The organism is Niallia sp. WK069_GA_01 (assembly GCF_983173855.1).
Genome location: NZ_OZ470138.1, coordinates 1,421,209 through 1,447,658 on the forward strand (window position 1 = coordinate 1,421,209; position 26,450 = coordinate 1,447,658).

The following is a 26,450-nucleotide window of genomic DNA, read 5'->3' on the forward strand; positions in this document are numbered from 1 at the left end:
CACCTTTAAAAACGATAGACTCCTTTCCTATACAAAACTCACACGAAAGAGAATCATTTTAATAATACAAAAAAACACATTAAATTTGAAGTGATTATCAAATTATATAACTTTTTGATTTAGATTGGCTTCGTTTGCAAGTTTTTCTTTCTATAATAGTGATGTAGTCAGTTGATAATTGAATATATGGATATAAATTTACAGAGGAAACCAATAAGATAGTTTTTTAGAGTGACAGTAAAATCATTACAATTTTCCCTTTTTTGTGTGAAAGAGGAGATAAATCTCTTCTTCTTTCAAATTACATGATAAAAAGAGGCAGATTTGCTAATTGGATTTTGGCTAATTTTCTGAAATACTTAATTGTATATTTCGACAGATTCCTATATGATAATTATTATCATCCTTACATTAATTTGTCGAATCTATTTTTTCGTAATAAAATTAATTACTTGACGTTAATTTATTATAAATATATACTTACTTACATATAGTAAGTGAAAGATGGTTAGGTTGTTTATATTTATAAATAGCAATATTATTGTATAACAGTGCTATGTTTTTAAACAAAATAACAGAAGAACTAACATTCCTAAGGGAAAAAGGAGATTATAGAAATGGAAAAAGAAGTCATCAATCTTCTTCAAAATAAAATGGAGTTAATCCAGTTAAATCATACAACTAATTTATGTCTTGTTGGCCCAATTAAGCTTCCGGTGCAGTTAGAGGATAACGTGATAACATTTCAATGGTATACATGGCTGCCAACGGAAAAGAATCAAACAAAGGAAGAAATATTAGAGATGCTTCCATCATTAAATTTAGCAGATCACCAGCAATCCTCTGTACTTGTATACGGTGATTTTAGTACAGCAGATGATGCCATTATCCGTATGCATAGTATATGTCATACAGGAGATATTTTCGGAAGCAAACGTTGTGATTGTGGCTTCCAATTGCGAGAAGCAATGAAAATGATTGTGGACAATGGCAGTGGAGCATTGTTTTATATTGCTAACCATGAAGGAAGAGGCATCGGTTTATTTTCTAAATCTTTAGCTTATCTTCTACAACAAGAAGGACTAGATACAGTAGAAGCAAACAATGCCCTTGATTTTCCAGATGATCTTCGTAGCTATGAAGAACCAATTAAAGTTCTGCAGTTTCTACGTCAAAAACAAGTAAAACTGATAACAAATAATCCGAAAAAATTAGAAGCATTAAAAGTAATGGGACTTGCTGCAGAAGAGAATATTCCAATTTGGGGAGATATCTCTGCATTTAATGAAAACTACTTGAATACAAAAGTTCAGAAATCAGGTCATATTCCGTTAAGTGAAAAAATCGTCAGAATATAAGGGAGAATAAGGATGAAAAAAGATCAGGATTTTATGAGAATGGCATTAGATCTTGCGGCAACGGCAAAAGGAAAAACAAATCCGAATCCAGTTGTCGGCGCAATCCTTGTGAAAGATGGTGTAATAGTGGGGTCAGGCATCCACCGCAAAGCAGGGGAACCGCATGCAGAGGTACATGCTTTTAACATGGCAGGAGAGCATGCAAAGGATGCCACTCTTTACGTCACACTGGAGCCTTGTTCTCATTACGGGAAAACACCTCCATGTGCAAAGCTTGTGAAAGAGTCTGATGTAAAGAGAGTGGTTATTGCAACAGAAGACCCTAACCCTGCAGTAGCAGGAAGAGGGATCAATATACTGAAAGAAGCAGGTATTGACGTAGAAGTGGGAATATTAAAGGAAGAGGCACAAAAATTAAATGAACGCTTTATTCATAATATGATACATCAAACTCCATTTGTTATTTCAAAAGTTGCCATGACATTAGACGGGAAAATTGCTGCGTATACGGGTCATAGTCAATGGATTACTGGGAAAGAAGCAAGGCAAGAGGTCCACTTTTTACGCAATGAAGTGGACGGTATTCTCGTGGGAGTAGGAACTGTATTAGCTGATAATCCTAAATTAACGACAAGGCTAGCTATTCCTTCTAAAAATCCAGTGCGAATTATAATGGATTCTCATCTTCGAACACCTGTTGATGCTAACGTAGCGGACTGTTCAGAGGCTGCTACTATTATTATTACAACCAAAAGTAAAAATGGTGAAAAAGCAAAAGCTTTAAAAGAAAAGGGCGTACAAATCATAACTGTTTCTGAATTGCATGGCAAGATTGATCTTAGTGAAGCATTGAAACAGTTATATAAAAATGGCATTACAGATATTTTATTAGAGGGCGGAAGTGAACTAAATACAAGCTTCCTGCGTGCAGGGCTTATTCAAAAATACATCGTTTATATGGCACCGAAAATTTTAGGTGGGAAAAATTCTTATACATCTTTTAGAGGCAATGATGTAGAGACAATAGATGAAGCCGTCCATTTACAATATGAAGAAGTGGAGAAAATAGGATCTGACTTAAGAATTATTGCCTATCCTATTCAATAAAAGATAACAGTAAAAGTTAATGAGAGAGAAGTTGAAAAAAATGACGGTACTACATGCAGATGTTTGTATAGTTGGTGCGGGGCCAGGTGGAGCATTATTAGCTTATCTATTGGCACAAGCAAATATTTCAACCTTGTTATTAGAACGTCATCAACATATTAATAAAGAGTTCAGAGGAGAACACTTAAATGAAGAAGGAGTAAAGGTCCTTCATCAAGCCGGCTTATATAAAAAGCTAGAGGATATTGGCTTATTGCATATGGAACGAGTCGAATTTGTGGAAAAGGGAAAAGTGTTTAAGACGATTTTACCTGATTCAAATAGCTCTCATACAGGCATACATGTTCCACAAAATCATTTATTAAAATTATTAGTGAAGGAAGCAAAACAATTTTCTTCTTTTCGACTGCAGATGAATAGTAGAGTAGTAGATGTTCAAAAAGATGTCCATTCTAATTATAACGGAGTCACAGCAATTATAAATAACGAAAAAACAACGATTAAAAGCAAAATTATTGTAGCAGCAGATGGCAGATTCTCCATTATAAGAAATAAAGCAGATTTTCCTGTTGAAATGATTCGGCATGGATATGATTTATTATGGGCAAAAGTACCTGCACCGTCTAATTGGGAGCCAACGATAAAAATGGCGCTTGTAAAGGACAGGCAAGTTTCTTTATTCACTCAATATGGAGGGTATATTCAAATTGGCTGGAATATTGAAGAAGGCACATTTCCACAAGTAAAAAAGGAGTCTTTTCAAGTTTTTATAAAAGGGCTCGTAGAAGCATTTCCTGAACTAGAACAAACAGTGACTGAACATATTCGCTCTTGGCAAGATTTTGTCCTATTAAAAGTACAAAGTTCAAAAAGCTCCTTATGGGTGAAAAATAATGTTGTGCTATTAGGGGATGCGGCACATACAATGAGTCCAACTGGGGCATTTGGTTTAAACAGCTCGTTAAAAGATGCAGAAGTGCTTGCACAGGTAATCAAAAAAGTTCTATTGAAAAATCAGCCCCCAACCTTTTTAAAAGACTATGAAAAGAGAAGAAAAGAAACAGTAGATGCTATTCAGCTAGAACAGCTAAAGCGAGAAACAAGCTTTAAAGATCATTTTGATATAAAGTGAAACTTCAAGCTTATTTGTCTATTATGAGCTGGTTTAATCAATGGAGGGAAAAGATGAAATATGGTTTTGATATTGATGACACGCTAATTAATTTAAGAGAGCATGCCTTCCGCTTGTATAATCAAAAATTGAATAAAAATCTTGATTTACGAGTATTTCAAGCAATAAAAACAGTAGAAATTCATGAGCCGTTTGGTTTGCTTGCACATGAAGGAAAAGCGTTGTGGAATTCCTTGCGGGAGGATATTTATTTCACGAATTGTCCGCCATTTCCTATGGCAGTAGAAATGCTGAATGAGCTAGTGAAAAACGGTCATGAAGTGTATTATATTACCGCGAGAAAGAAACAGTTTGCCGAGAAGACAATGGAATGGATGAAACAACAAGGATTTCCAATTCAAGAGGACCATTTCTATTGCGGCATGGAAGATCATGACAAGATACATATTATTAACAGTTTAGAATTGGACTATTATTTTGATGATAAGCCGGCAGTATTAGAAACACTTGCTGATACTACTATCAATGTGTATGTGAAAGATCATCCTTATAATAAGGAGTTAAACATTAATAGAATACAAGACTGGTCAGAGCTATCTATTCTATGGAATAAAAAAGAAGGAAAATAAAAAGGAAGTCAGCATTAAATAATGACTTCCTTTTTAAAGATAGTTTTCTGAATCAACTGAGTAGGGGGTGGAATTATAGTTTCATTCCCATTCTGCTTTTGTATCGTTTAATTAAAAGTTGACAGTCTACGCTTACAATTCCTTCAATTCCGTACAATTTATCGGTTAAGAAAGCTTCCATTTCTAAATTATCACGAAAGATGCCATGCATATGTAATTTACTTGGACCTGTCATATGATACAGACTCGAAACAGCTGGTTCATTTGATAATATTTCCGCCACATGTTCTAAATATTTCGGTTCAACGTCTACATTAAAAAAAGCTGACACACTCATACCAATTTTTGTTGGATTGATAACGGTTGTGAATTTTTCTATAATGCCTTGCTCCATTAATGTATTTATTCTCATTTGAACAGCTACACGGGAAATACCAACCGATTTTCCGATATCTGTATAGGAAAGGCGACTGTTTTCATGTAATAATGATAAAATTGATTGATCTGTTTTATCTAATTTAAAATTAGGAATTTGAAAGTCATTTGACATAAAATTCTCCTCCTATTGATAAGTTGAAGTAGATCATGAGCTTGAGCAGGTTGCCCAGCAAGGAATAAACTTTGCACTCGCTCTTAATGAGGAGTACAAGTTAGTCCAAATATAGTAAAGCAGTCGACTTCTTTTTTTTGCTTTAATGGATATGAGGAACAACAAGTCCACCATATAAAAAGGCAAGAATGATAACTAAAGCAGGGTGTATTTTTAATTTTTGTAATAATAATAAAGCGATAACAGCAATAATAACAGATTGAAAAAGTCCTAATGAATGATAAGAATCTTGAAACATTTCCCATGTAAGCATAATCATTAAAGCCGTGATAACTGGTTGGACCATGATAGTCATCCCTTTAACAATAAGAGAATCTTTATGTTTACTCATTATATTTATTAAAAAAATTAGGGCGAATGCAGAAGGAAGTACTGTAGCAATCAGTGCAACAAGAAAACCAAGCCATCCTCCCATTCCATAGCCAACATATGCAGCAATCTTTGTTGCTATAGGACCTGGTAAAGCATTTCCTAATGCAAGCATATTTGAAAACTCTGCATTAGAAAGCCAATTATAACGATTAACAATTTCTTCATACATTAATGGAATAGATGCAGGACCGCCTCCATAGCCAAGCATATTTGCTAAAAGGAAACTTAAGAAAAGGCTAATTAAGATCATGTATTATATACCTCTTTCTTTCTTATGAAGCACCTTTGCTTTAATCTTAAAGTGAAAGGCTCCATACAATAAAAATAAGAAAATAACAATCGCTGGATGAATGGAAATAGTTTGGATAAGAGTTAAACAAACAACAGTCAGTAAAATCCCAATATAAATTCCCAATCCTTTCACTGCTTTTTCACCAAACTCATACGCCATTATTCCTAGCATAACAGCAATTACCGGAAGTACTGCAGAAATCATGCCAGTAACGATAGTGGAATGACTTAATACATTAACAAAGGTAATTAATAACACCATTGCTAAGCAGGTAGGCAGAATATGAGCTAAAACCCCTATAATGGCACCAAGTGTACCCTTTAGCCGATACCCTAGATAGGCAGACATTTTTGTGGCAATTGGTCCAGGCAGTGTATTTGCAATGGCTAAAACCTCACCAAATTCATCATTATTAATCCATTTAAATCGATTAACCGCTTCGTGGCGAATAAGTGGAATGACGGAAGGACCTCCACCAAAACCAAAAATTCCCGAACGCATCATTCCAATAATCAGTTCTTTATAGATCATTTCTTTTTCCTCTCCTTTATGTTTTGTTCATACTGTAATTAAGTTGGAGTTATCCTTAACAATACGTAATAATAATAGCATATTTATTAAGGGTAAATGACATTAATAGAGAAAAATAATTACATATTGGTTTCCTGTTTTTGTAGAGTTTGCATAAAATAATAATTGAAAGTTAATAGAACATATAATACAATAATAAAAATAATTTCAAAATGATTACCAGTAGTTGTAAGAATTATTATGTTTTGTAATAAGCGTAATTATATTACTTTTCTCCATTATCATATAGGATATTTATCTATATGCTGCTATACGAACACAAACGCCTCTGCTTACTATCTTCAAACTTATCTAAAATGTTATCCTTTTACGTAATCATTCGTAATTTTTACCCTTACCATAAAAAACTACTAATCAGGAGGATATGTATGAATATAAATACATATAAAAAGAGTATTCGTGTCGCTGCTAAAACAGAAAAAGCAGAATTAGTCATTAAAAATGCCAAAATTGTAAATGTTTTCACTGCGGAATTAATGGAAGGAAATATCGCAATAGCAGATGGAGTGATTGCTGGCATTGGAGATTATGAAGGAGAAAATACGATAGATGCAACAGGTAAATTTATTATTCCTGGACTAATTGATGGGCATGTTCATATTGAAAGCAGTATGCTCACACCACAGGAATTTGCCAAAGTACTATTGCTTCATGGGGTAACAACAGTTGTAACAGATCCCCATGAAATAGCAAATGTTGCCGGAATAAGGGGGATACAATATATGTTGGATAAATCAGAAGGTCTGCCATTAGATATTCGTATTATGCTTCCTTCCTGTGTTCCAGCAGTCCCTATGGACAGCAATGGAGCAACATTATATGCAGATGATTTAGCACCATTTTTCACCCATAAAAGAGTGCTTGGCCTAGCAGAGGTAATGGATTTTCCGTCTGTTTATCATACAAACCCAGATATGGTTAATAAGCTGTTCTTAACAAAACAAAATCATGCATTAATGGATGGGCATGCTGCTGGGATTGAACGCGAAAAATTAAATGTATATAGTACTGCCGGTATTCGCAATGATCATGAAGCGACAACCGCTAAAGAAGCAAAAGACCGTTTGGATTTGGGAATGTATTTAATGATAAGAGAGGGTACTGTCGCAAAGGACTTAAAAGCGTTGCTTCCTGTTGTCACAACAAACAATTCCCGTCGCTGTTTATTTGTTACAGATGATAAGCTAATAGATGATCTATTAGAAGAAGGCAGTGTTGATCACTGTATTCGACTAGCAATAAATCAGGGGCTAGACCCGATAACGGCGATTCAAATGGCAACAATTAATACGGCAGAATGCTTTAAACAAGATGATATTGGTGCTGTTTCACCAGGTTTTAAGGCGGATTTTCTTTTAGTGGATGATCTAGAAGAATTATCTATCCGAATGGTATTTAAAGGGGGAAAATGCATTGTTGAAGATGGAGTATTGAATGAGGAACATTTTACAAAACATAATTATCTAGATGATCAATTGTCAAGTATAAACGCTGCTGATTTGTCAAAAGCACAATTAGCTTTACCCCTATCAAATGATTACTGTCATATCATTGAAATAATACCGAACAGTATTGTGACGAAACATATAAAAGAAAAAGTAATAGTAGATAAAAGCGTATTTAAGCCTGATATAGTAAAAGATCAATTAAAACTAGTCGTAGTTGAAAGGCATCATAAGACCGGAAATATAGGACATGCGATTGTAAAAGGATTTGGCTTGAAGAAGGGAGCAATTGCTACGACCATTTCTCATGATTCACATAATATTGTAGCAGTTGGCACAAATGACGAAGATATATTAGTGGCGATTGACCAACTTAAAAAGATAAAAGGTGGTATTGTGGCTATAGCAGAGGGCAAAACAATTGCAACATTGCCTCTTCCCATTGCCGGTTTGATTTCGGATCAATGCTACGAAACAGTAAATAAACAAATGCGTATTTTAAATCAAGAAGTGAAGCAACTAGGAGGCAGTCAGTCTTTTAATCCTTTTTTAACATTATCTTTTTTATCATTATCCGTTATTCCTACATTAAAGGTAACAGATAAAGGATTGTTTCATTTTGAATCCTTTTCCTATATTTCAGTAGAAGCATAAAAAATAACCCAAAAAATCTTTTTTTGATCTTTTGGGTTATTTTTTATGGTTAATATTTCCTTTTCATAAAAAAGGGTTGTCCTGAATAAAGGACAACCAAGAAAAAATATATTTTAAGAGGGGAAACTCTTAACATGATTTTATATTAAAGCATAATTATGAAAAAATAATGAACAAATCATTAATTTAATAATAAAATTTACTAAACGATTTTTTAGGGAAGCAATTAAGCGTTCAAAATACCTTCATAAATTGATCTGAAATTTTGTTATAGTTTCGTCAGTATGAAAATAAAGTGGAATGGGATGTTTAAAAAAATAAAAAAAGCTAATAATAAAAATAAATACTATCACAATGAAAGCGTTTTCGTTTATAATAAATATAAACGATTCATTAGCTGATCTACTTACTAATAAGGAGTGGATATAATGGAAGAGCAAAATTTTTTAAAAGGATTAAAATGGGGATTTGTAATAAGTGTACCGCTTTGGATTTCCTTTTTCGGTTGGATAAAAATTATATATCACTTTGTTTGATTATAGATAAACAGTCCAATTAAGGGCTGTTTTTTTAATATATAATTTTTAGTGAAATATATGATTGAAAATAAAACAATCCCTCTTTACTTTTGTAAAGAGGGAACAAAAATTATACCAATGGAATTGGAGGGTCAATGCCTAATACAGGAACACCATTCACTGTTAGCCAAATATAGTAGTGATCAATATCTTTACCGATAATTTTTTCAATTTTTGCAATGACTTTTTCTTGTGTATTAAATGAAAGTTTTGCTGTTTTTTCCCCAAGTGGAACATCTTTTAAGCCAACTAAATCTGCAATTTGACGTGCTTGATCATAAGATACTTCTACATATTTATCATATTGCGGTAAATATGCTGCTTCTGCAGGTTTAACCTGAAATGCTACGATTAATAAAGCTGCTAAAAAGCCCCAAACTAATTTTTTCACATTATTCTCTCCCTTAGACTATTAGTTTTCTATTTTTTCTTTTAAGGATAAAAATGTATCCACAATTAAAGGGTGGTACATTGTTCCTCGATTTATTTTTATTTCTTCAAAAGCTTCTTCGTTTGATTTTCCTTTTTTGTAGACTCTATCTGTTGTCATTGCATCAAAGGAATCAACTACAGCAATAATGGAAGCTTCTATAGAAATTTCATCTTCTTTTAAACCTTTAGGGTAGCCTTTTCCATCATATCTTTCATGATGTTGTTCTACAATTTCTCCTACTGCTATTAAAGCAGGATTATTTGTTTTTAATAAAACTTCTTTACCATACGTAGTATGCTGTTTCATTACCTTCCATTCTTCATCTGTTAATTTACCTGGTTTTTGAAGAATACGTAATGGAACTTTAATTTTTCCTATATCATGGTAAAAAGAAGCATAATTTAAGTTAATTAACTGATTAGGAGTAAGGTTTAAAGCTTCTCCTACCAACATTGAATAATTTTTAATTCGTTCACAATGGTCTACAGTATAACCATCTTTTTCTTCAATAGAGATGGCAAGTTCCATTAATTTTTTGGAAACATGGCTATATTGATGAAAAACAGGTTGACTTGAAACATATAAGAATTCAGCTTCTTCTTCAGCATGAAAAATACTATGCGTTTTAATCGGTGCTCCGCATACTGCCTGTCCCTTTGTAAGCAACTGTATCTCTGGATTGTTTTTTTCATCAACATGGCTTTGCATGACGATTTTTCCTGAAAGAATATATATATATTCCAATCCATTCCAACCATCAACTGGCCCCATGGCCCATCTAGAACCAGATTGCATCTTATGGTAGATAACTTCCGTACCATCACCGGCAGCAATTAATGAAATTTGAAGTCCTTTTATATGTACCGTCTCTATAAACTCACCTGCATTAATAATGCCCACAGTCAATTCCCTCTCTCTTTAAAACACTAATAAGTATCTATATGAAGTAATCTTTATAATTGAAGAATAGATACAGTAATTTTAATAGATAAAAGAGTCAATTGTAATAGGTATTTATTATTAAATTAATAGTTTGCAACTGGTAAGAAACCCATTAATTACTAATGTTGTGAGCATCTCAATTATATCAAAAGATTACAAAAAAAAATAGAGGGAATAGTGAATAAAAAAGGCGAATTAGGGAAATTTTTTGAGAACGAAACTTAATTATTTGACATTATAATGTTATTAAATTAAAGTTAATTACAAATAGTAAGTTATAACCTTTTTAGTCAGATCAATTACATAAAATGGAGGAATGAAAAATGAGTAAAATCTTAGAAGCTATTAAAAATCGTCGTTCTTATTATGCCATTAGTAAGGAGCAAGTAATTTCAGATGAAAAGATTCAAGAAATTGTAAATGAAGCAGTACTTCATACCCCATCTGCGTTTAATTCTCAAAGTGCACGTGTTGTCGTATTACTTGGTGAACAGCATGATAAAGTTTGGGATATTACTGCTGATGCTCTTCGGAAAATTGTTCCAGCTGAAAAATTTGGGCCAACAGAAGAAAAAATTAACTCTTTTAAAGCAGGTTATGGAACAATTTTATTTTTGGAAGATCAAGAAGTTATTGAAGGATTGCAAAAATCGTTTGCTTCTTATGCAGATAATTTCCCAATTTGGTCTCACCATACGTCAGCTATGCATCAATTAGTGATTTGGACTGCATTAGAAGAAGTTGGTTTTGGTGCATCTTTGCAGCATTACAACGAGCTAATTGATAAGGCAGTGGAAGCAGAGTGGAGTCTTCCTACAACATGGAAGCTAGTTGCGCAAATGCCTTTTGGAAAACCAACTGCTGAACCTGGTGAAAAAGAATTCCAATCATTAGAAGAACGAGTAAAAGTATTTAAATAATGAGGGGTACAATTTTGTCTATACTTTAAGACTCATGATTATATTCATGGGTCTTTTAAATGGGTAAGTATAAGCAGAGTTTCTTGACATGTGAATGATAAAATAGTTAAATTATCTTTAATTCGAGATAAGATAAAGGTTAATAGATAAACATCTTTTATGACCCTATATTATACTTAATTTGCTGTAAAACTGTTCAGAAATAATCATAGTAGATCGGCTGGGAAAAACAATAAAAAGTACAATAGAAAAGGAAGGACAGAATGAAGCATTTATTTAAAAAAGGAACAGGTTCAACAAGACCAACTATTTTATTATTACATGGAACAGGTGGAAATGAACATGATTTGCTTTCACTTGCAGACATAGTAGATCCAGAAGCTTCTGTGTTAAGTGTTCGTGGGAATGTTTTAGAAAATGGAATGCCTCGTTTTTTCCGTCGTTTAGCTGAGGGAGTATTTGATGAAGAGGACTTATTTTTTCGTACAAAAGAGTTGAATGAATTTTTGGATGAAAGTGCAGAAAAATATCGTTTTAATCGAAATAATATGATAGCTATTGGTTATTCTAACGGAGCAAATATTGCAGCAAGCATTTTGTTTCATCATAAAGGTAGCCTAAAAGGAGCAATTCTTCACCATCCAATGGTACCCCGACGTGGAATTCAACTGCCTAATTTAAAAAATCTTCCCGTATTTATAACGGCAGGCAAAAATGATCCTATCTGTTCGAAGAAAGAGTCTGAAGAGCTAAAGGGTTTGTTGGAAAATGCTGGAGCAAATATAGAGTTGCATTGGGAGAATAATGGACATCAGTTAACAAGAACAGAAGTGGAAGCAGCAGCAACTTGGTATAATAACCAGTTTCTGTAGAATATAATCATAATAGGTTGTATTTCTTAAATGGGTAAAATAGTATATAATATAATGAAAAATTGAATACCCGGTACATAGCATGTACCGGGTATTCAATTTATTCTAATATTCATTTTTTATTTGAAAGTCTCAATTAATCGTTACCGCGGGATTTTCCGCCTTTGCTGCCGATATCTTGATAAAATTCTTTGTCGTGGTTTTTGGAGGTAGCTTCTCCACCTTTTTCACCAATTTCTTGGTAAAATTCTTTATCATGGTTTTTGGAGGTAGCTTCTCCGCCTTTTTCACCAATTTCTTGGTAATATTCTTTGTCATGGTTTTTGGAGGTAGCTTCTCCACCCTTTTCACCAATTTCTTGGTAAAATTCTTTATCGTGGTTATCAGCTGTAGCCTCTCCACCTTTTTGTCCAATTTCTTGATAAAAATCCTTGTCGTGATTTTTGGAGGTAGCTTTTCCGCCCATTTTTCCTGCTTCTTCTCTACTCATTTTGTCTGCCATGTTTATCACTCCTTAAAAGATTTTAATAACAAGTTGTACATAGGTTATATAGCCGGTATGGAATTAGATAAACATAAATACAGTCAAAATAAATGAGGTAATCATTGGTAATTTTTTTGAGAGGTCAGATTGAAAGGCAATACAAGAACATGGAATAAATATAAATGCTTTATTTTAGATCATAAAACGAAAGGGGAATGAGAATATTGATTTCATCTGATAAGTTTCTACAAGTGGTCGCTAAAGCAGAAGAACTTGGCTGTAGAGTAGTTTATGATTCTTCCAAAAAAATCAGCTTTAATGCCAAAATGTATATTACCATTCCATATTTAATCACTTTAGAAAATACTTTTGCACTTGCTCATGAAATTGGTCATGTGATGGATTATGTGAATGGGGAGCTGGATTATGATAAATGGTTAAATGATTGGTCATATCGAGTCCATGCGGAAATGAGTGCATGGGTGCATGCCTATAAGCTGTTAAGTGAACTCGATGTTCCGCTGGATGGCTGGAAAAACCATGTGAACAGTAAATTGACAAACTATTTTTCATTGTCAGAAGTCATTTGAAAAATAAAAACGACCTAGAAGTAAATTTTGATCTTGAAAAAGTATGCCTGCAAAATTGCAGGCAAGATACATAGCATATAACTTAACATTCTCTCTACAATCTTTTAACCTCTACCAAGTTCTGACCTTTGAATTCCATTCTGTATATATCTGGTTTAGATGTATGCAGTAAAAAATTCAAATCGTAGCATTTATCAAAAAAACTTATCAATCATCAATGACAATACTGCTCCGTGAGTCCCTAATTATATGTCCAATAATTTTTTAGAACGGTTGTAGGTCGATTTTGACAATCTGTATTGGACTCTTCTCCAGTTAAAGCGAAGTTTGGATTGAAAAACGACTTCCCCAGCAAGGGGGAACAATTCTTTATTGCTTAATGGATCTTCTTCATTCGAAAAAATTCTTTCTTTAAGATCTCAAAAACTAAAATGTTTCTCCCTGAATGCATAGCCAAACCCTGTATAGTCAGGATTGCTCGTTTGTATGGACTTGAAATAAAAACCTCGATGTCCTCTCCTTATAATATATTCCTTACTCTCTTAGCATAGGATTCCCTTTATCAGTTAGCTCTCTTGTTCTCTCATTTCCGTTGGTTTTTGGTGATTCACCATGTCTTACCATATAAATATATGTTTTCAGTGTACCTCCTGAAAATATTTAATTAAGTGTATTAAAAAGCATCTGTCGTTCAAATAAATTAGTATTAGCAAGACTCTTTTGTGTTATAACTCTTTGTTTTTGTATATGTCTGATTGCATTTTGTACTAATTAAATATTGAATTTTACATCTATCTCCGTACTAAACTAACAATTTTAGCTATTTATGATAGGGCTATAAACTTTTTAGCCGATGCTTACCATATGCTGTTAATAAAGTTAAGGATTAATTAAGTTTTGTTCGATAGAATCACATTATTCCATTCGAAGCAGCAAGTATTAGTTGTTGCGAACAAATTGAAAGGAAGGGTGAGTACATGGAAAACAGAACGAAATATTCGATTGTTATACCAGTTTATAATGAGGAACAAGTTATAAAGCATACGTATGAACGGTTAAAAACGGTGATGGATGCTACTGCTGAAAAGTATGAACTATTATTTATCAATGATGGTAGCAGTGATCAAACAGTGGATATTCTCAAGATATTAGGTGAATCAGATAAAAGCATAAAGATTATTGATTTTTCGAGAAATTTTGGTCATCAAATTGCGATTACAGCAGGAATGGATTATGCAGCAGGGGATGCCATTATAATTATCGATGCTGATTTGCAGGATCCTCCCGAGCTAATACTTGAGATGATTACGGAATGGAAAAATGGTTATGAGGTTGTTTATGCAAAACGGACGGCAAGAAAAGGCGAAACCTTTTTTAAAAAACAAACTGCTGCTATGTTTTACCGAACATTAAGATCGATGACAGATATCGATATCCCGATTGATACGGGGGATTTTCGCTTAATGGATCGCAAAGTTTGTGATCAAATGAAAAATATACATGAAAAAAATAGATTTGTCAGAGGACTTGTAAGTTGGGTAGGATTCAAGCAAACTGCCGTAGAATACGAACGGGATGAACGGTTGGCAGGTGAAACAAAGTACCCATTAAAAAGAATGCTTAAATTATCGATGGATGGCATTACATCCTTTTCCTATAAACCACTGAAACTGGCGAACTATTTAGGGGCATCATTATCTATTATTGGGTTTATTTATATGATAATCGTGTTGTATCAAAAACTGTTTACTTCCACAACTATTACTGGATGGTCGTCGATCATTGTGATTCAACTCTTCTTTAGTGGAATAGTGTTAATGATGTTAGGGGTCATTGGAGAATATATTGGACGTATTTACGATGAAGCTAAAAACCGTCCGTTATATATTGTCAGAGATGTCTACAGCAAAGAATCGGCTATAAAAACACCAGCATCTACAAAATGAAACAGAAATTAGCAGTGTTTATTAAGTTTGGAGCAGTTGGTGGTATCAATACATCAATTGACTTAGTTGTTTATAGCATTCTTGCTGGTTTACATGTACATTATTTATTTGCTCAATGTATTTCCTATATTTGTGGACTTCTAAATAGTTATTTTATGAATAGAAAGTGGACATTTAAACGGGTAAATAAGGCGAATTGGAAAGAATTCGGACGATTTGCTGCTATAAACATTATAACTTTGCTTCTGACTATTTTTACTCTTCAATTTTTATTTAAACAACAAAGCTGGAGTTTGTTTTCCAGTAAAATTACGGCCACTTTTCTTGGTGTGTGTATAAATTTTATTGGTACTAAATTATTTGTATTTACAACAGCAACCAATAAAGACAAAAATACTAGAAAGAAAGTATGAGGGATTTATGAAAAAATGGACTAAAGGTAGAGTAGATATCCTATTAATTATTATTTTATTAGTATCTGCAGTTTTTAATTTTTATAATTTGCAAAATGCTGGGACAAATTCCTATTATACAGTCGCGATTAAGAGTATGTTAACTAGTTTTCATAATTTTTTCTTTGTATCGTTTGACCCAGCAGGCTTTATTACGGTCGATAAGCCGCCAGTAGCACTATGGGTTCAAGCAATATTTGCATATGTTTTTGGATTTAATGATTTTGTTTTGTTATTGCCTGAAGCATTGGCTGGTGTCCTGTCTGTTTGGTTATTATATCTCATTGTAAAACCTAAATTTGGCAGAACAGCTGCTTTGATTTCTAGTTCGGTGTTAGCATGCTCTCCAATATTTGTTGCAGTAGTTCGCACAAATAATGTCGACAGTATTTTAATTTTAACCTTGATGTTTGCTACTTGGACTTTAATGAAAGCAGTGGAAAAACAAAAAGTCGGTTGGTTAATCTTAAGTTTTGCACTTGTAGGTGTTGGTTTTAATGTCAAGATGCTTCAAGCATTTATGGTTTTACCAGCTTTCTACTTCTATTACTTATTTGCAACAAGAGAAATAAAATTAGTGAAAAAAATAGTGAATTTAATTGTTTCTACGGTAGTTCTGGCAGTTGTGTCCCTTTCATGGGCTATTGCAGTAGATTTAACTCCTGCAAGTGATCGTCCATATATGGGAGGAAGTGAGACAAATTCTGTTTTAGAGCTTGCGCTTGGCTATAATGGTTTATCCCGTTTGACAGGGAATGATTCAAGTGTTGGCGGCAGCGGTTCTGGAAGAGAAATGTCACAAAGTGGGACTGTAGATCAGAATCAAACAGCAACAGATGATCAGTCAACTAACTCATCCACTCAAAATTCCTCAGGTTTTCCTAATAATGAGGACATGAATGATGATGGTGGGCGAATGGACGGAAATTCTAGTTCTGGTCAACAATCAGGAATGTTTAATACTGGAGACGCCGGTGCCCTTCGACTATTCCAAAGTGAATTATCTGGTCAAATTAGCTGGCTGCTGCCATTCGTTTTGTTTGCAGTTATTGGTTTGGTTGTTTCCTTTATGAAAAGAAGAAAATATACTATGCAGCATCATTTTGCCTTATTCTGGTTGGCATGGTTAGTACCAATGTTTATATTTTTTAGTATTGCATTATTCTATCATCATTATTATCTAAGTATGATGGGACCAGCTATTGCATCATTAGTTGGAATTGGATTTGTAACCTTGTGGAATTTTTATAAAGAAGAGAATGGTTGGGAAAGCTGGTTATTACCAGTTGGAATAATAGTAACAAGTCTATTTGAAGCGCTGATTGTCTATCAAAATAGTGCATCTGTATCGCTTGTTTGGATGTGGATTGGCATTGTTTTAGGTGTTGTGCTGTTTATTCTTTTAATCGCAGCAAAATCCAATGAGGCAATAAAACAAACAATTGCTGTTTCTAGTATTGTAGCCTTGTTGATTCTTCCAATCTACTGGACTACTATCACTATTGCAAAAACAGGAAATGAATCGACTCCAACCGCTGGTCCGACAAGCGGAATGGGAGGCGGCCGTGGAGGAAATAATGGCAATATGCCAGGAAGACCAGATGGAAGCGCTCAAGGAGGAGGACCCGGTGGCAATATGCAAGGTAATTACAACTCACCTAATTCTTCTAATCAAATGGAAAGACCTCCTGGGAATTCAGATATGGAAACAGGAAATCCGCCGACAAATGGTGAACAGTCAATGGGACGCCAGGGTGGTGGTGGAATGGAAAGTATAGACAGTGAATTAATGTCTTATCTTGAAGAGAACTATAATGGAGAAAAATTCTTCTTAGCTGTTCAAAGAGCCCAATCCGCTTATTCTATTATGTTAAATACAGATTATGCGGTAATGGCAATGGGTGGTTTCTCTGGAACAGATCCTGCTCCTTCCGTGGAAGATTTAGAAGAAATGGCGAAAAACGAAGAAATAAAATATTTCCTAATTTCCAGTCAAGGAATGGGAAGCGGGAATAGTGAAGTCACAGAATGGATTCAGGAAAACTGCGTAGAAGTGCCAAGTAATGAGTATTCTGCAGATACTACTACTGAAGACAATAATGAAGATAGCGGTCAGACTACGAACCAAGGTCAACGTAATAGTGGTCAAGCTTTATATGAATATCAAGGATGATAGACAAAATGATTGCTTGAGGCAGTCAGAAGAAGTTTTCTGCTGATGCTTTATACACGGAAAAGCGATTCGCCATGGCGATCGCTTTTCTTTTTTCATCATCTAAGAAATTATAAACGAAAGGGAATAGTGGATAACTTTTGCGGCGGTTATGTTCTCATCCAACGTCTAGCTCTCGTGAAAAATATTCAAGAAGCCCCGCGCTTTTGCTCGGAAAATGAGTATGTGCTGAAATGGAGTGGAGAATTATGCAAACAATCGTTTTAACAGACAGCTTTAGTTCAAATAAATGATGGTGCAGCTTTCCTTATACTTTTTAAAGAAGCAGGGACTTTACATGTATGCAAGTGATAACCCACGATTATTTCATTTGATATAATAAGCATAAATAACGATATAATACCAAAGAAATCATGGTAAGAATGGCACCATACAGGAGGAAATCGAAAATGAAAATACTAGTGGTAGAAGACAATATTTCATTACTAGAATCAATAAAAGGAATCATAGAAAGTGAATATGAAGTAGACACAGCAGATAATGGAGAAGATGGATTATTTTTTGCAGAGCAGAATATTTACGACTTAATTGTACTAGATGTTATGCTGCCCTTTATGAATGGATTTGAAATTGTAAAGGAAATAAGAAAAGAAAAAATAAATACGCCGGTTTTATTTTTGACAGCAAAAGACGCTTTAGAGGATAGAGTGAAGGGACTTGAATATGGAGGGGATGATTATTTAGTAAAACCATTTCAAGCACCTGAGCTTATGGCAAGAATAAAAGCACTATTAAGAAGAAGCGGTGCACTTGATTTAGATGAAGGTATTAAGTATGGAGAAATTATTTTAAAAGGCAAAGAGCATGATGTTTTAGTAAAAGGTATACCCATTAAATTAACGATTAAACAATATGATTTATTAGAATATTTAATTCAAAATACAGGGAAAATTGTAACAAAAGAACAAATTTTCGATCGAATATGGGGATTTGACTCTGATACAACGATTGCGATTGTTGAGGTGTTTATTCATCAATTGCGTAAGAAGCTAGAAGCGTTTTCTTATCATAAAGATATTCAAACTGTCCGTGGAGTCGGCTATATTTTAAAGCAGCAATAAGGAGAGAAAAAATGTTTCAAAAAACGAGAATCAAGTTAACGATATTAAATTCCCTTGTTTTTATCCTGTTAATGATTGTGCTTGGAACAATGATTTATCAATATACAGAAAAGCAAATATATCATGATGCGAATAAGTCTCTAATGCGAGCAATGGACTTTATTAAACAACCGCAAAAAGCAGATGGACCCATGCCAGGGCTTGATCCTCAGGTTAATTATATTATGTGGGGAGAAGATAAGAGTATTGAAAGTATGTCGAAAAATGCCATGATTGATTATAGCAGTCAATCAGATGCTTTTTATCCAAATGTATTGGATAAAATTGTAGAAAAGCAATCAACAGATGGGGATAGCTTTAATACGATTGCAATGAAAGTAGAAATAGATGGTGGGCAAGGGGTCCTTCAATTTATAAGAAATATCGATGCTGAAAAAATGATGTTGAACCGACTTATAATTATTATGACAATTGGTGTTGTCATAGGCAGTATACTCGCTATTATTGCAGGATATTTTCTTGCGGGAAAAGCATTGGTGCCTATTCAAAAATCATGGGAAGCACAGCAGCAGTTTGTTTCTGATGCTTCTCATGAATTAAGGACACCACTTGCTGTTATTCAGTCACGAACGGATTTGCTATTTCAAGAACCGGAGGCAACCGTACAAGAGAAAGCAGTGGATATCTCGGTTATTTCGAAAGAGACAAGGAGGCTGATTAAGCTAGTAACAAATTTATTAACTTTAGCGAGATCTGATTCCAATCAAATGGAAATCAAAAAAGCAACCTTTTCAATAACCAATTTGCTGACAGAAATAATAGAGCAGTATGCGGATATAGCGGAATTCCAAGGGAAAAGAATATATTCCAGCGTAAAAGAGCCTATTCTTTTAATGGGAGATAAAGAGAGGATTCACCAGCTGCTTGTTATTTTAGTGGACAATAGCATGAAATTTACTCAAGAAGGCGGAGAAATACAACTTAACGCCATTGTAAAAACACATACTGTCACACTGCTAGTAAAAGATAATGGAATCGGCATCCCAAAAGAAGAAATTCCTAAAATATTTAATCGTTTTTACCAAGTGGAGCAGTCAAGAACATATGCAGAAGGAACAGGTTTAGGTTTGTCCATTGCGAAATGGATTATTGGTAAACATGATGGAACGATTAAAGTAGAAAGCAGCCTTGGAGAAGGAACAACCTTTGAAATAATATTTCCAAAACGAGATGAAAAATAAAACGCTATTATTAATTGCAAAACTGCTGAAAAATACAATTTTTAAGATAATCAATATGTTTATCCATATCCACATAATCAAAGAAACTAAAAGCCATAAAACAGCCTAGTTTCTTTTTTTTACAATCTTTTTAAGTGATCAAGAAATCAAGCGTGCATAAAAAAACGAGCATTTCCAATATATTGTTATATATTATACTTATTACTCAAACTTCGCACCATCAAATTTGTTTGCAAGTCCTTGATATTACTCGATTTAGAATAATAAAATGGAAGGCTTGTTTTTTAAAAGGTGAAAAAGTATATACTTTTTGAAATGTGAAGGCTGTCTAGCTTCGCCGTACAGGATGTACAAGTGCCGGCCAAGACATAAGGACGTGGCGTATTTAGCCGGTCAGCGCCTAGCCCCAGTGAGTATTGCCTCCAGCCTCTAAAAGTAAAAAACACTTTTTGAGTCTGGAGAACATTTTTCTTCGGGGCTAAACAAGGCGCTTCCGCTTTTCTTATGGGGGGTGCTTTCCACTACGGGTTGCTTCGCTTTCCACGAGGCTACGCTTGAGCCTCCTCGGCGTTGCCTTGCGGGGTCTTTACTTCCCACATTTCCCGCAGGAGTCTTTGCGCACCCTCCGTTACAAGCAATCTGTTTTAGAATAAGTTTCTTGTCTTCGAATTTCATGACAAGCTATGATTGCTAAACCATAGTAGTGTTGATTTTTTAAGAAAATAAGAAAGATAAAATTTGTGAACTTAGATAAGTGTCTAGCTTCATCGTACAGGAAAGCGAAGTGTATTCCACCTGCGGAACCCTTTTTTTCAGAGCAGCCAATATAATAAAGGAAAATACTAATAGGAGATGACAAATATGAAGTATAAATTATTAGCAATTGACCTAGACGGAACACTATTAAATAGCCATAAAGAAATAGAACCAGAAACAATAGCTGCTATTCAAGAATTCAGAAACAAAGGAGGAAAAGTAGTAATTTGCAGTGGCCGAACACCCTTATCAACAAAATGGATAGCAGAAACAGTCGGACTAAAAGAACCGATCATTGCTTATAATGGAGCAATTATTATGGACGAAAATGGGACCATTCAACAAGTGCAATCTTTCCAACAAAAAGATCTAGAAGTCTTTATGAACCTAATATCAGAGCAACAAATATACGCTCAATTTTATGAAGGAGATACATTGCTAATACCAATAAAAAACGACTGGAATAAAAATTGGATTGAAAATAATATTCCTAGTCTATCTGAAACCGGTGGAAATTTAACAAGATGTGAAATATATCGTAAAAATTGTCAAATAAAATTAGTAGAGAATTTATTAGAATATCTACAAAAAAATACACCAGCTATTTCAAAAATTGCTGTTTTTCATGGAGAGGATAATTTGGAAAATTTCACAGAAATAGTAAGAGAACAATGTTATGGCATGGAAATCAGCACAAGTTTAAATTATAAAAATTTAGAAATAACACCTATTAATATAACAAAGGCATTTTCTTTAACCGCTTTAGCAAAACAACTAAACATTCCACTCTTTGAGGTAGCAGCAATAGGTGACAATTATAATGATATGCAAATGCTTAAAGTTGCTGGACTAGGAATAGCTATGGGAAATGCCCCAAAAGAAGTTCAGCTTTCGGCAGACAAAGTGACAGAGACAAATGATAATAACGGGATTGCAAAAGCTATTCATCAATTTATTTTTTAATAAAAAAGGAATAAAACCATTAATTTTGAAATAAAATTTTAAAAATATAGATAAAAGTATTGAAATTATATTTCAAACTATTTATACTCTTATTTAATAAGTTTTATTTTTTTATAAGTTTTTATCTAAAAATTCAGTTAATTGGAATAAGTTTTTAGAATTTGCTCTCAGATACTTACATAAGAGCTATTCAACAGGAGGCTAAGATTATGGGGCAAGAACTGTCTAGTTTAACAACAGAATCGCGAAATGAACGAAGCATCGATATTGATGTTGCAGAGCCAATGGATATCTTAACTATTATGAATCAAGAAGACCAAAACATAGCTCTTGCAGTTCAACAAGTTTTAAATGAAGTGGAAATTGCCGTAAAGTTTACTGTGAATTCTTTTCGAAAAGGTGGTCGTCTTATTTATATAGGAGCAGGAACCAGCGGGAGGCTTGGAGTGTTGGATGCCGTAGAATGTCCTCCAACATTTAGTACAAATCCAGGCATGGTACAGGGAATTATGGCAGGTGGACAAAATGCATTTATTAAGGCAGTAGAAGGAGCGGAGGATAATCCTTCATGGGGGGAAAAGGATCTGAAAGAAATAGAACTTACTGCAAAGGATACCGTTATTGGAATTGCAGCTAGTGGTCGTACCCCTTACGTTATTGGTGCTTTAAAATACGCTAGAAGTATTGGAGCAAAAACGGTCTCTCTTACTTGTAACAAAAATAGTTTAGTAAGCAAAGAAGCTGAACAAAGTATTGAAGTAATTGTTGGTCCTGAAGTACTGACTGGTTCAACGAGATTAAAAGCGGCAACTGCTCACAAAATGGTATTAAATATGATTTCCACTTCTTCCATGATTCTTTTAGGAAAAGCATATGAAAACTTAATGGTAGATGTGCATGTGAGCAACCATAAATTAAAGGAACGTGGGATTGGCATTATTATGAAGGTAACAAAAGTTCCGTATGAAATCGCCAAAGAAAATCTTGAAGCAGCAAATAATCAAGTGAAACTAGCCATTGTGATGATTAAAGCAAATATAACAAAGGAGGAAGCAATCAAACGTTTAGAAGTAGCAAATGGGTATGTAAGGAAGGCGATTCTTCCAAAATAAAGCATAGGTGGTAGTAAGTATGGCGGCAGGCGGCTTAAAAATGATAAAAAAAGTAATAAGCGAACTTCCTGCATCCGAACGAAAGATTGCAGAATATATATTGGAGCATCCACATGACATTGTGAAAAGCACTGTAAGTGAATTGGGGAATTTAGCCAACACTAGTGGAGCGGCTGTAGTTAGACTTTGTAAATCATTAGGTTTAAATGGTTTCCAAGATTTAAAGGTTCGAATAGCTGGAGATCTTATAAAAACAGAAGTGAATGGTTACCGTGATATAGATCAAGGTGAATCGATTTACTCTATCGTTGAGAAAACAACAAACAATAGCATACAGAGTTTAAAGGATACAGAAGAAATCATTAATTATGAAGAATTAACGCTGGCCATCAAGCAATTAATGGAAGCAGATACGATTCATTTTTTTGGAATTGGTGCCTCTCATATTATTGCATTGGATGCTTCACAGAAATTTCTTCGCATTAATAAGAATGCAACAGCCTTTTTAGATACACATCTTGTTGCAACATTAATTGCAAATGCAAAAGATACAGATATTGTATTTGGCATATCACATTCTGGCGAAACAAGTGAAGTAATCAAAATCATGTCACTTGCTAAAAATCGGGGCATAAAAACGATTAGTCTGACAAAATACGGACAATCGACTGTTGCATCATTAGGAGATATCAAGCTGTACACGTCTTATTCAGCAGAAGCAACATTTAGAAGTGCAGCAACATCATCCCGATTAGCACAGCTCCATATGTTAGATATCTTATTTCTTAACATAGCAACTGCACAATATGATAAATCAATCGACTATATTGATAACACAAGAGAAGCGATACAATTTCTAAAATCCGAGCATAAATAGAAAGACACTCATGTAACAAATCTGCACCATAAAAAATGAAAATAGAAAGTTTGATTTATGTTTGTTGTTATGGTGAAGCAGGGAGCAGCCGGAATATGCGAAGACTCCTATGGGAATTGCAGGAAAGAAGAGATCCCCATGGAAAGCAAAGTGTATACCGGTTGCGGACTAATGGAGAGAGCATTTTCAGGCTAGCTTATACGTAGTTTTCTTTTTAAAATAAAATGTCCGAAAATTCCCAATTATATATATAATTGCCGAATAATAAATGCCTTGAATTTTTAAAGAAAGCAATAATGAAAAAAATCATTTAATGGGGGAATGAGAGATGACTTCAGATAATAAAATACTGGCAGAAAAACTCTTAGAGCAACTAGGCGGTTCAGAGAATATTCATTCATTTACAAGCTGTATGACAAGACTACGAGTTACACCAAACAATGAGGAATATGTAAATAAAGAAGCAATAAAAAAAATGGAAGGTGTATTGGGGTTTGTAGAAGAAGAAACATTGCAAATAATACTTGGCCCTGGGAAAGTGACAAAAGTAGCTGAAGAATTTGGTCAGTTAATAGATTCAGATGAGGTTAACTTAAAGGAAAAAGCAAAAATAAAAAAATCAGAGATCAATAAAAAAAATTCGACACCTTTTAAATTATTTTTACGTAAAATTTCGAGTATCTTTATTCCTTTAATTCCAGCTCTTGTAGCATCAGGGTTAATTACAGGTATTACAAAAGGACTGACTCAAGCTGGCTTGCTGGCAGTAGACTCACAAATTGCTATTATATTATCTGTTATTGGCGGAGGGTTATTTGCTTATTTAGGAGTTTTAGTGGGAATAAATGCGGCAAAAGAATTTGGCGGTTCGCCGGCACTTGGAGGGGTTGCAGGTATTCTGATCATTAATCCAGCAGTCGCAGGTATTACTTTATTCGGTGATGCCTTGCTTCCTGGGAGAGGCGGATTAATCGGTGTACTATTAGCTGCAATCTTTATTGCTTTGGTGGAAAAAAAGATTCGTCAATATGTTCCTGCTGCAATAGACATTATTGTCACTCCAACTATTGCTTTACTAGTAACAGGAATTGTCACTTATTTTGTTTTTATGCCAGTAGGCGGTTTGATATCTGATGGAATTACAAAAGGTTTACTTGCTATATTGGACTATGGCGGTATTGTAGCAGGGTTTGTTCTTGGAGCAACATTCCTTCCACTTGTTGTCACAGGTTTGCATCAAGGTTTAACCCCGATTCATTTAGAACTTATTAATTCCATTGGCGATGATCCACTTCTTCCTATCCTAGCAATGGGTGGTGCTGGCCAAGTAGGTGCTGCATTTGCCATCTTTATGAAAACAAAAAAGAAACGTTTAAAAAGAGCAATTGGAGGATCTCTTCCATCTGGTATATTAGGCATTGGTGAGCCACTGATTTTTGGTGTCACATTACCTTTAGGCCGTCCATTTATTACCGCATGTCTCGGAGCCGGCATTGGCGGTGCATTTCAGGCGCACTTCCATATTGCAACGGTTGCAGTCGGAGTTTCCGGCTTGCCATTATCGTTCTTAATCCATAAAGGAGTGCTATTATACTTAATTGGTGTTCTTCTTGCTTATATTGCTGGCTTTATATTTACGTATTTATTCGGTTTTAAAGACGAAATGGCTGGTGAGTTTGATTGATTGGTATTTCCTTTTATTTAAATGATGTACTTGCAGAAGACAGAATCATAAAGGCAGCGGAGAAAGGAGTGAAAAATGCATTTACTTCCCTTCATATCCCAGAAGAATCTGGAGATCTTGTTAATCGGGCAAAGCATTTGCTGCAAATAGCCAAAAAGCATGGAATCGATGTATATGCGGATGTTTCTTATTATACACCACAGCATCTAGGGTTAAGCTCTTTATATGAATTGCAATCATTAGGAGTTGTCGGTTTAAGATTGGATGATTTTTTTGAAAAGGAAACAATTGTGGAGTTGGCTCAATCTTTTAAAATTGCTCTAAACGCCAGCATCCTTTTGGAGAATGAATTAAAGGAGCTTTTGGATAAAGGACTAGAGCCTAATCAATTGATTGCATGGCATAACTTTTATCCCCGATACGAAACGGGGCTGGATGAACATTTCTTTAATGAGCAGAATAAGCTCTACACTAAATATAATATTCCAATATGTGCATTTGTTCCGGGAAATGGAGAAAAACGCGGCCCATTATTTGCTGGACTGCCAACATTAGAAAAGCATAGAAATGCTAACTCCTTTCATGCAGCAATGGAGCTTTTGCATGAGGGAGTGGAGCATATTTATATTGGTGACCCAGAAGCAGGTGAAGACTTGTTAGGAGCATTAATGCAATATGAAAAAGATAATATATTGCCGATTCGAATAGAAAGTGAAATTCTTAAAGAAAAGGTATATAAAACTAGACCAGATTTATCTCGGGATGTCATTCGTTTAATGGATACAAGAAGCAAGGAGGAGATTGCTCCTGTTCACCAAGCGAGACGAACGAAAGGAAGCATCACGATGGACAACATATTATATGGACGTTATCAAGGAGAAATTCAGCTAGTGAAAACAGACCTTCCTATGGATGAGAAAGTGAATGTAATTGGTCACGTTGCAAAAGAAGATTGTATCTTGCTTCATTATGTAAAACCAGGACAGTCTATCTGGCTGTATTTAAAGTAGATATTAACAACCCATCTACTTTTCCAGCACAATAAAGCTGCCATAAGGATAGGCAGCTTTATTGCTTATTTTCAGGTAAGAAAGCATAAATTCTTGGGAAGTCTGA

The 26,450-nt window shown here is 34.4% G+C and carries 24 protein-coding genes and 1 pseudogene; 18 read left to right on the forward strand and 7 right to left on the reverse strand.

Features of this window, described 5'->3' with window-relative positions; translation table 11 throughout:
- The first annotated feature begins 617 nt into the window (after positions 1-617).
- The 4 genes from AC5LWL_RS06750 to AC5LWL_RS06765 are packed head-to-tail and all read left to right on the forward strand — an operon-like array spanning position 618 to position 4,226.
- Positions 618-1,358: a GTP cyclohydrolase II gene (locus AC5LWL_RS06750; RefSeq protein ID WP_493433611.1), complete on the forward strand. Its 741-nt coding sequence runs from the start codon at positions 618-620 to the stop codon at positions 1,356-1,358.
- 12 nt (positions 1,359-1,370) lie between these two features.
- Positions 1,371-2,465, forward strand: a complete 1,095-nt coding sequence (gene ribD / locus AC5LWL_RS06755; RefSeq protein ID WP_493433612.1) for a bifunctional diaminohydroxyphosphoribosylaminopyrimidine deaminase/5-amino-6-(5-phosphoribosylamino)uracil reductase RibD — start codon at positions 1,371-1,373, stop codon at positions 2,463-2,465.
- A gap of 40 nt (positions 2,466-2,505) precedes the next feature.
- The gene (locus AC5LWL_RS06760; RefSeq protein ID WP_493433613.1) at positions 2,506-3,597 is read left to right on the forward strand and encodes an FAD-dependent monooxygenase; all 1,092 of its coding nucleotides are present in this window, start codon (positions 2,506-2,508) and stop codon (positions 3,595-3,597) included.
- A gap of 53 nt (positions 3,598-3,650) precedes the next feature.
- Positions 3,651-4,226: a 5' nucleotidase, NT5C type gene (locus AC5LWL_RS06765; RefSeq protein WP_493433614.1), complete on the forward strand. Its 576-nt coding sequence runs from the start codon at positions 3,651-3,653 to the stop codon at positions 4,224-4,226.
- Between the two features lie 73 nt (positions 4,227-4,299).
- Here the strand turns inward: AC5LWL_RS06765 and chrS are convergent, their stop codons facing one another.
- From chrS to chrB, 3 genes are all read right to left on the reverse strand, one after another.
- Positions 4,300-4,776 (reverse strand): chromate efflux transcriptional regulator ChrS, encoded by a 477-nt coding sequence (gene chrS, locus AC5LWL_RS06770; RefSeq protein ID WP_493433615.1) that lies wholly within the window; start codon positions 4,774-4,776, stop codon positions 4,300-4,302.
- Positions 4,777-4,918: 142 nt separating this feature from the next.
- Positions 4,919-5,458 (reverse strand): chromate efflux transporter ChrA, encoded by a 540-nt coding sequence (chrA, locus tag AC5LWL_RS06775; RefSeq protein ID WP_493433616.1) that lies wholly within the window; start codon positions 5,456-5,458, stop codon positions 4,919-4,921.
- 3 nt (positions 5,459-5,461) lie between these two features.
- Positions 5,462-6,031 carry a chromate efflux transporter ChrB gene (chrB, locus tag AC5LWL_RS06780; protein WP_493433617.1) on the reverse strand — a complete coding sequence of 190 codons (570 nt, stop codon included), beginning with the start codon at positions 6,029-6,031 and terminating at the stop codon, positions 5,462-5,464.
- 428 nt (positions 6,032-6,459) lie between these two features.
- Between chrB and ade the strand changes: the two genes are divergently transcribed.
- Positions 6,460-8,190: an adenine deaminase gene (ade, locus tag AC5LWL_RS06785; RefSeq protein WP_493433618.1), complete on the forward strand. Its 1,731-nt coding sequence runs from the start codon at positions 6,460-6,462 to the stop codon at positions 8,188-8,190.
- 648 nt (positions 8,191-8,838) lie between these two features.
- Here the strand turns inward: ade and AC5LWL_RS06790 are convergent.
- Entirely contained in the window at positions 8,839-9,159 is a 321-nt protein-coding gene (locus AC5LWL_RS06790) for an 8-amino-7-oxononanoate synthase (RefSeq protein ID WP_493433619.1), read from the reverse strand.
- A 21-nt stretch (positions 9,160-9,180) separates the two neighbouring features.
- The gene (locus AC5LWL_RS06795) at positions 9,181-10,101 is read right to left on the reverse strand and encodes an HD-GYP domain-containing protein (RefSeq protein ID WP_493433620.1); all 921 of its coding nucleotides are present in this window, start codon (positions 10,099-10,101) and stop codon (positions 9,181-9,183) included.
- 365 nt (positions 10,102-10,466) lie between these two features.
- On the opposite strand from AC5LWL_RS06795, the gene AC5LWL_RS06800 reads away from it, so the two are divergent.
- Entirely contained in the window at positions 10,467-11,063 is a 597-nt protein-coding gene (locus tag AC5LWL_RS06800; RefSeq protein ID WP_493433621.1) for a nitroreductase family protein, read from the forward strand.
- A 263-nt stretch (positions 11,064-11,326) separates the two neighbouring features.
- Positions 11,327-11,935 carry an alpha/beta hydrolase gene (locus AC5LWL_RS06805; protein WP_493433622.1) on the forward strand — a complete coding sequence of 203 codons (609 nt, stop codon included), beginning with the start codon at positions 11,327-11,329 and terminating at the stop codon, positions 11,933-11,935.
- Positions 11,936-12,071: 136 nt separating this feature from the next.
- Here AC5LWL_RS06805 and gsiB read toward each other — a convergent pair whose 3' ends face one another.
- The gene (gsiB, locus tag AC5LWL_RS06810) at positions 12,072-12,437 is read right to left on the reverse strand and encodes a glucose starvation-inducible protein GsiB (RefSeq protein WP_493433623.1); all 366 of its coding nucleotides are present in this window, start codon (positions 12,435-12,437) and stop codon (positions 12,072-12,074) included.
- Between the two features lie 206 nt (positions 12,438-12,643).
- Between gsiB and AC5LWL_RS06815 the strand changes: the two genes are divergently transcribed.
- Positions 12,644-13,009, forward strand: a complete 366-nt coding sequence (locus AC5LWL_RS06815) for a hypothetical protein (RefSeq protein ID WP_493433624.1) — start codon at positions 12,644-12,646, stop codon at positions 13,007-13,009.
- 94 nt (positions 13,010-13,103) lie between these two features.
- Here the strand turns inward: AC5LWL_RS06815 and AC5LWL_RS06820 are convergent.
- Positions 13,104-13,651 (reverse strand): annotated as a pseudogene (locus AC5LWL_RS06820) (histidine phosphatase family protein).
- Between the two features lie 335 nt (positions 13,652-13,986).
- On the opposite strand from AC5LWL_RS06820, the gene AC5LWL_RS06825 reads away from it, so the two are divergent.
- The 10 genes from AC5LWL_RS06825 to AC5LWL_RS06870 all read left to right on the forward strand — a co-directional run bounded on the left by AC5LWL_RS06825 (position 13,987) and on the right by AC5LWL_RS06870 (position 26,344).
- Positions 13,987-14,955, forward strand: a complete 969-nt coding sequence (locus AC5LWL_RS06825; RefSeq protein ID WP_493433625.1) for a glycosyltransferase family 2 protein — start codon at positions 13,987-13,989, stop codon at positions 14,953-14,955.
- Positions 14,952-15,368 carry a GtrA family protein gene (locus AC5LWL_RS06830; RefSeq protein ID WP_493433626.1) on the forward strand — a complete coding sequence of 139 codons (417 nt, stop codon included), beginning with the start codon at positions 14,952-14,954 and terminating at the stop codon, positions 15,366-15,368. The genes AC5LWL_RS06825 and AC5LWL_RS06830 overlap by 4 nt, the downstream gene beginning before the upstream one ends.
- A gap of 7 nt (positions 15,369-15,375) precedes the next feature.
- Positions 15,376-17,580 carry a glycosyltransferase family 39 protein gene (locus AC5LWL_RS06835; protein ID WP_493433627.1) on the forward strand — a complete coding sequence of 735 codons (2,205 nt, stop codon included), beginning with the start codon at positions 15,376-15,378 and terminating at the stop codon, positions 17,578-17,580.
- 449 nt (positions 17,581-18,029) lie between these two features.
- The gene (locus AC5LWL_RS06840) at positions 18,030-18,701 is read left to right on the forward strand and encodes a response regulator transcription factor (protein WP_493433628.1); all 672 of its coding nucleotides are present in this window, start codon (positions 18,030-18,032) and stop codon (positions 18,699-18,701) included.
- 11 nt (positions 18,702-18,712) lie between these two features.
- A complete protein-coding gene (locus AC5LWL_RS06845) occupies positions 18,713-19,942 on the forward strand; it encodes a sensor histidine kinase (RefSeq protein WP_493433629.1) in 1,230 nt (409 codons plus the stop codon).
- Between the two features lie 861 nt (positions 19,943-20,803).
- Positions 20,804-21,661: an HAD family hydrolase gene (locus tag AC5LWL_RS06850; protein WP_493433630.1), complete on the forward strand. Its 858-nt coding sequence runs from the start codon at positions 20,804-20,806 to the stop codon at positions 21,659-21,661.
- Between the two features lie 209 nt (positions 21,662-21,870).
- Positions 21,871-22,773, forward strand: a complete 903-nt coding sequence (gene murQ, locus AC5LWL_RS06855; protein ID WP_493433631.1) for an N-acetylmuramic acid 6-phosphate etherase — start codon at positions 21,871-21,873, stop codon at positions 22,771-22,773.
- Between the two features lie 19 nt (positions 22,774-22,792).
- Entirely contained in the window at positions 22,793-23,650 is an 858-nt protein-coding gene (locus AC5LWL_RS06860; protein WP_493433632.1) for a MurR/RpiR family transcriptional regulator, read from the forward strand.
- 328 nt (positions 23,651-23,978) lie between these two features.
- Positions 23,979-25,334: a PTS transporter subunit EIIC gene (locus AC5LWL_RS06865; RefSeq protein ID WP_493433633.1), complete on the forward strand. Its 1,356-nt coding sequence runs from the start codon at positions 23,979-23,981 to the stop codon at positions 25,332-25,334.
- Positions 25,331-26,344, forward strand: coding sequence for a MupG family TIM beta-alpha barrel fold protein (locus AC5LWL_RS06870; RefSeq protein WP_493433634.1), 1,014 nt, complete (start codon positions 25,331-25,333; stop codon positions 26,342-26,344). The genes AC5LWL_RS06865 and AC5LWL_RS06870 overlap by 4 nt, the downstream gene beginning before the upstream one ends.
- Positions 26,345-26,450 lie beyond the last annotated feature (106 nt).

Coding starts and splice junctions, on each gene's coding strand:
- AC5LWL_RS06750 (WP_493433611.1), top strand. CDS start 618: ATGGAAAAAGAAGTCATCAATCTTCTTCAAAATAAAATGGAGTTAATC.
- ribD (WP_493433612.1), top strand. CDS start 1,371: ATGAAAAAAGATCAGGATTTTATGAGAATGGCATTAGATCTTGCGGCA.
- AC5LWL_RS06760 (WP_493433613.1), top strand. CDS start 2,506: ATGACGGTACTACATGCAGATGTTTGTATAGTTGGTGCGGGGCCAGGT.
- AC5LWL_RS06765 (WP_493433614.1), top strand. CDS start 3,651: ATGAAATATGGTTTTGATATTGATGACACGCTAATTAATTTAAGAGAG.
- chrS (WP_493433615.1), bottom strand. CDS start 4,776: ATGTCAAATGACTTTCAAATTCCTAATTTTAAATTAGATAAAACAGAT.
- chrA (WP_493433616.1), bottom strand. CDS start 5,458: ATGATCTTAATTAGCCTTTTCTTAAGTTTCCTTTTAGCAAATATGCTT.
- chrB (WP_493433617.1), bottom strand. CDS start 6,031: ATGATCTATAAAGAACTGATTATTGGAATGATGCGTTCGGGAATTTTT.
- ade (WP_493433618.1), top strand. CDS start 6,460: ATGAATATAAATACATATAAAAAGAGTATTCGTGTCGCTGCTAAAACA.
- AC5LWL_RS06800 (WP_493433621.1), top strand. CDS start 10,467: ATGAGTAAAATCTTAGAAGCTATTAAAAATCGTCGTTCTTATTATGCC.
- AC5LWL_RS06805 (WP_493433622.1), top strand. CDS start 11,327: ATGAAGCATTTATTTAAAAAAGGAACAGGTTCAACAAGACCAACTATT.
- gsiB (WP_493433623.1), bottom strand. CDS start 12,437: ATGGCAGACAAAATGAGTAGAGAAGAAGCAGGAAAAATGGGCGGAAAA.
- AC5LWL_RS06825 (WP_493433625.1), top strand. CDS start 13,987: ATGGAAAACAGAACGAAATATTCGATTGTTATACCAGTTTATAATGAG.
- AC5LWL_RS06830 (WP_493433626.1), top strand. CDS start 14,952: ATGAAACAGAAATTAGCAGTGTTTATTAAGTTTGGAGCAGTTGGTGGT.
- AC5LWL_RS06835 (WP_493433627.1), top strand. CDS start 15,376: ATGAAAAAATGGACTAAAGGTAGAGTAGATATCCTATTAATTATTATT.
- AC5LWL_RS06840 (WP_493433628.1), top strand. CDS start 18,030: ATGAAAATACTAGTGGTAGAAGACAATATTTCATTACTAGAATCAATA.
- AC5LWL_RS06845 (WP_493433629.1), top strand. CDS start 18,713: ATGTTTCAAAAAACGAGAATCAAGTTAACGATATTAAATTCCCTTGTT.
- AC5LWL_RS06850 (WP_493433630.1), top strand. CDS start 20,804: ATGAAGTATAAATTATTAGCAATTGACCTAGACGGAACACTATTAAAT.
- murQ (WP_493433631.1), top strand. CDS start 21,871: ATGGGGCAAGAACTGTCTAGTTTAACAACAGAATCGCGAAATGAACGA.
- AC5LWL_RS06860 (WP_493433632.1), top strand. CDS start 22,793: ATGGCGGCAGGCGGCTTAAAAATGATAAAAAAAGTAATAAGCGAACTT.
- AC5LWL_RS06865 (WP_493433633.1), top strand. CDS start 23,979: ATGACTTCAGATAATAAAATACTGGCAGAAAAACTCTTAGAGCAACTA.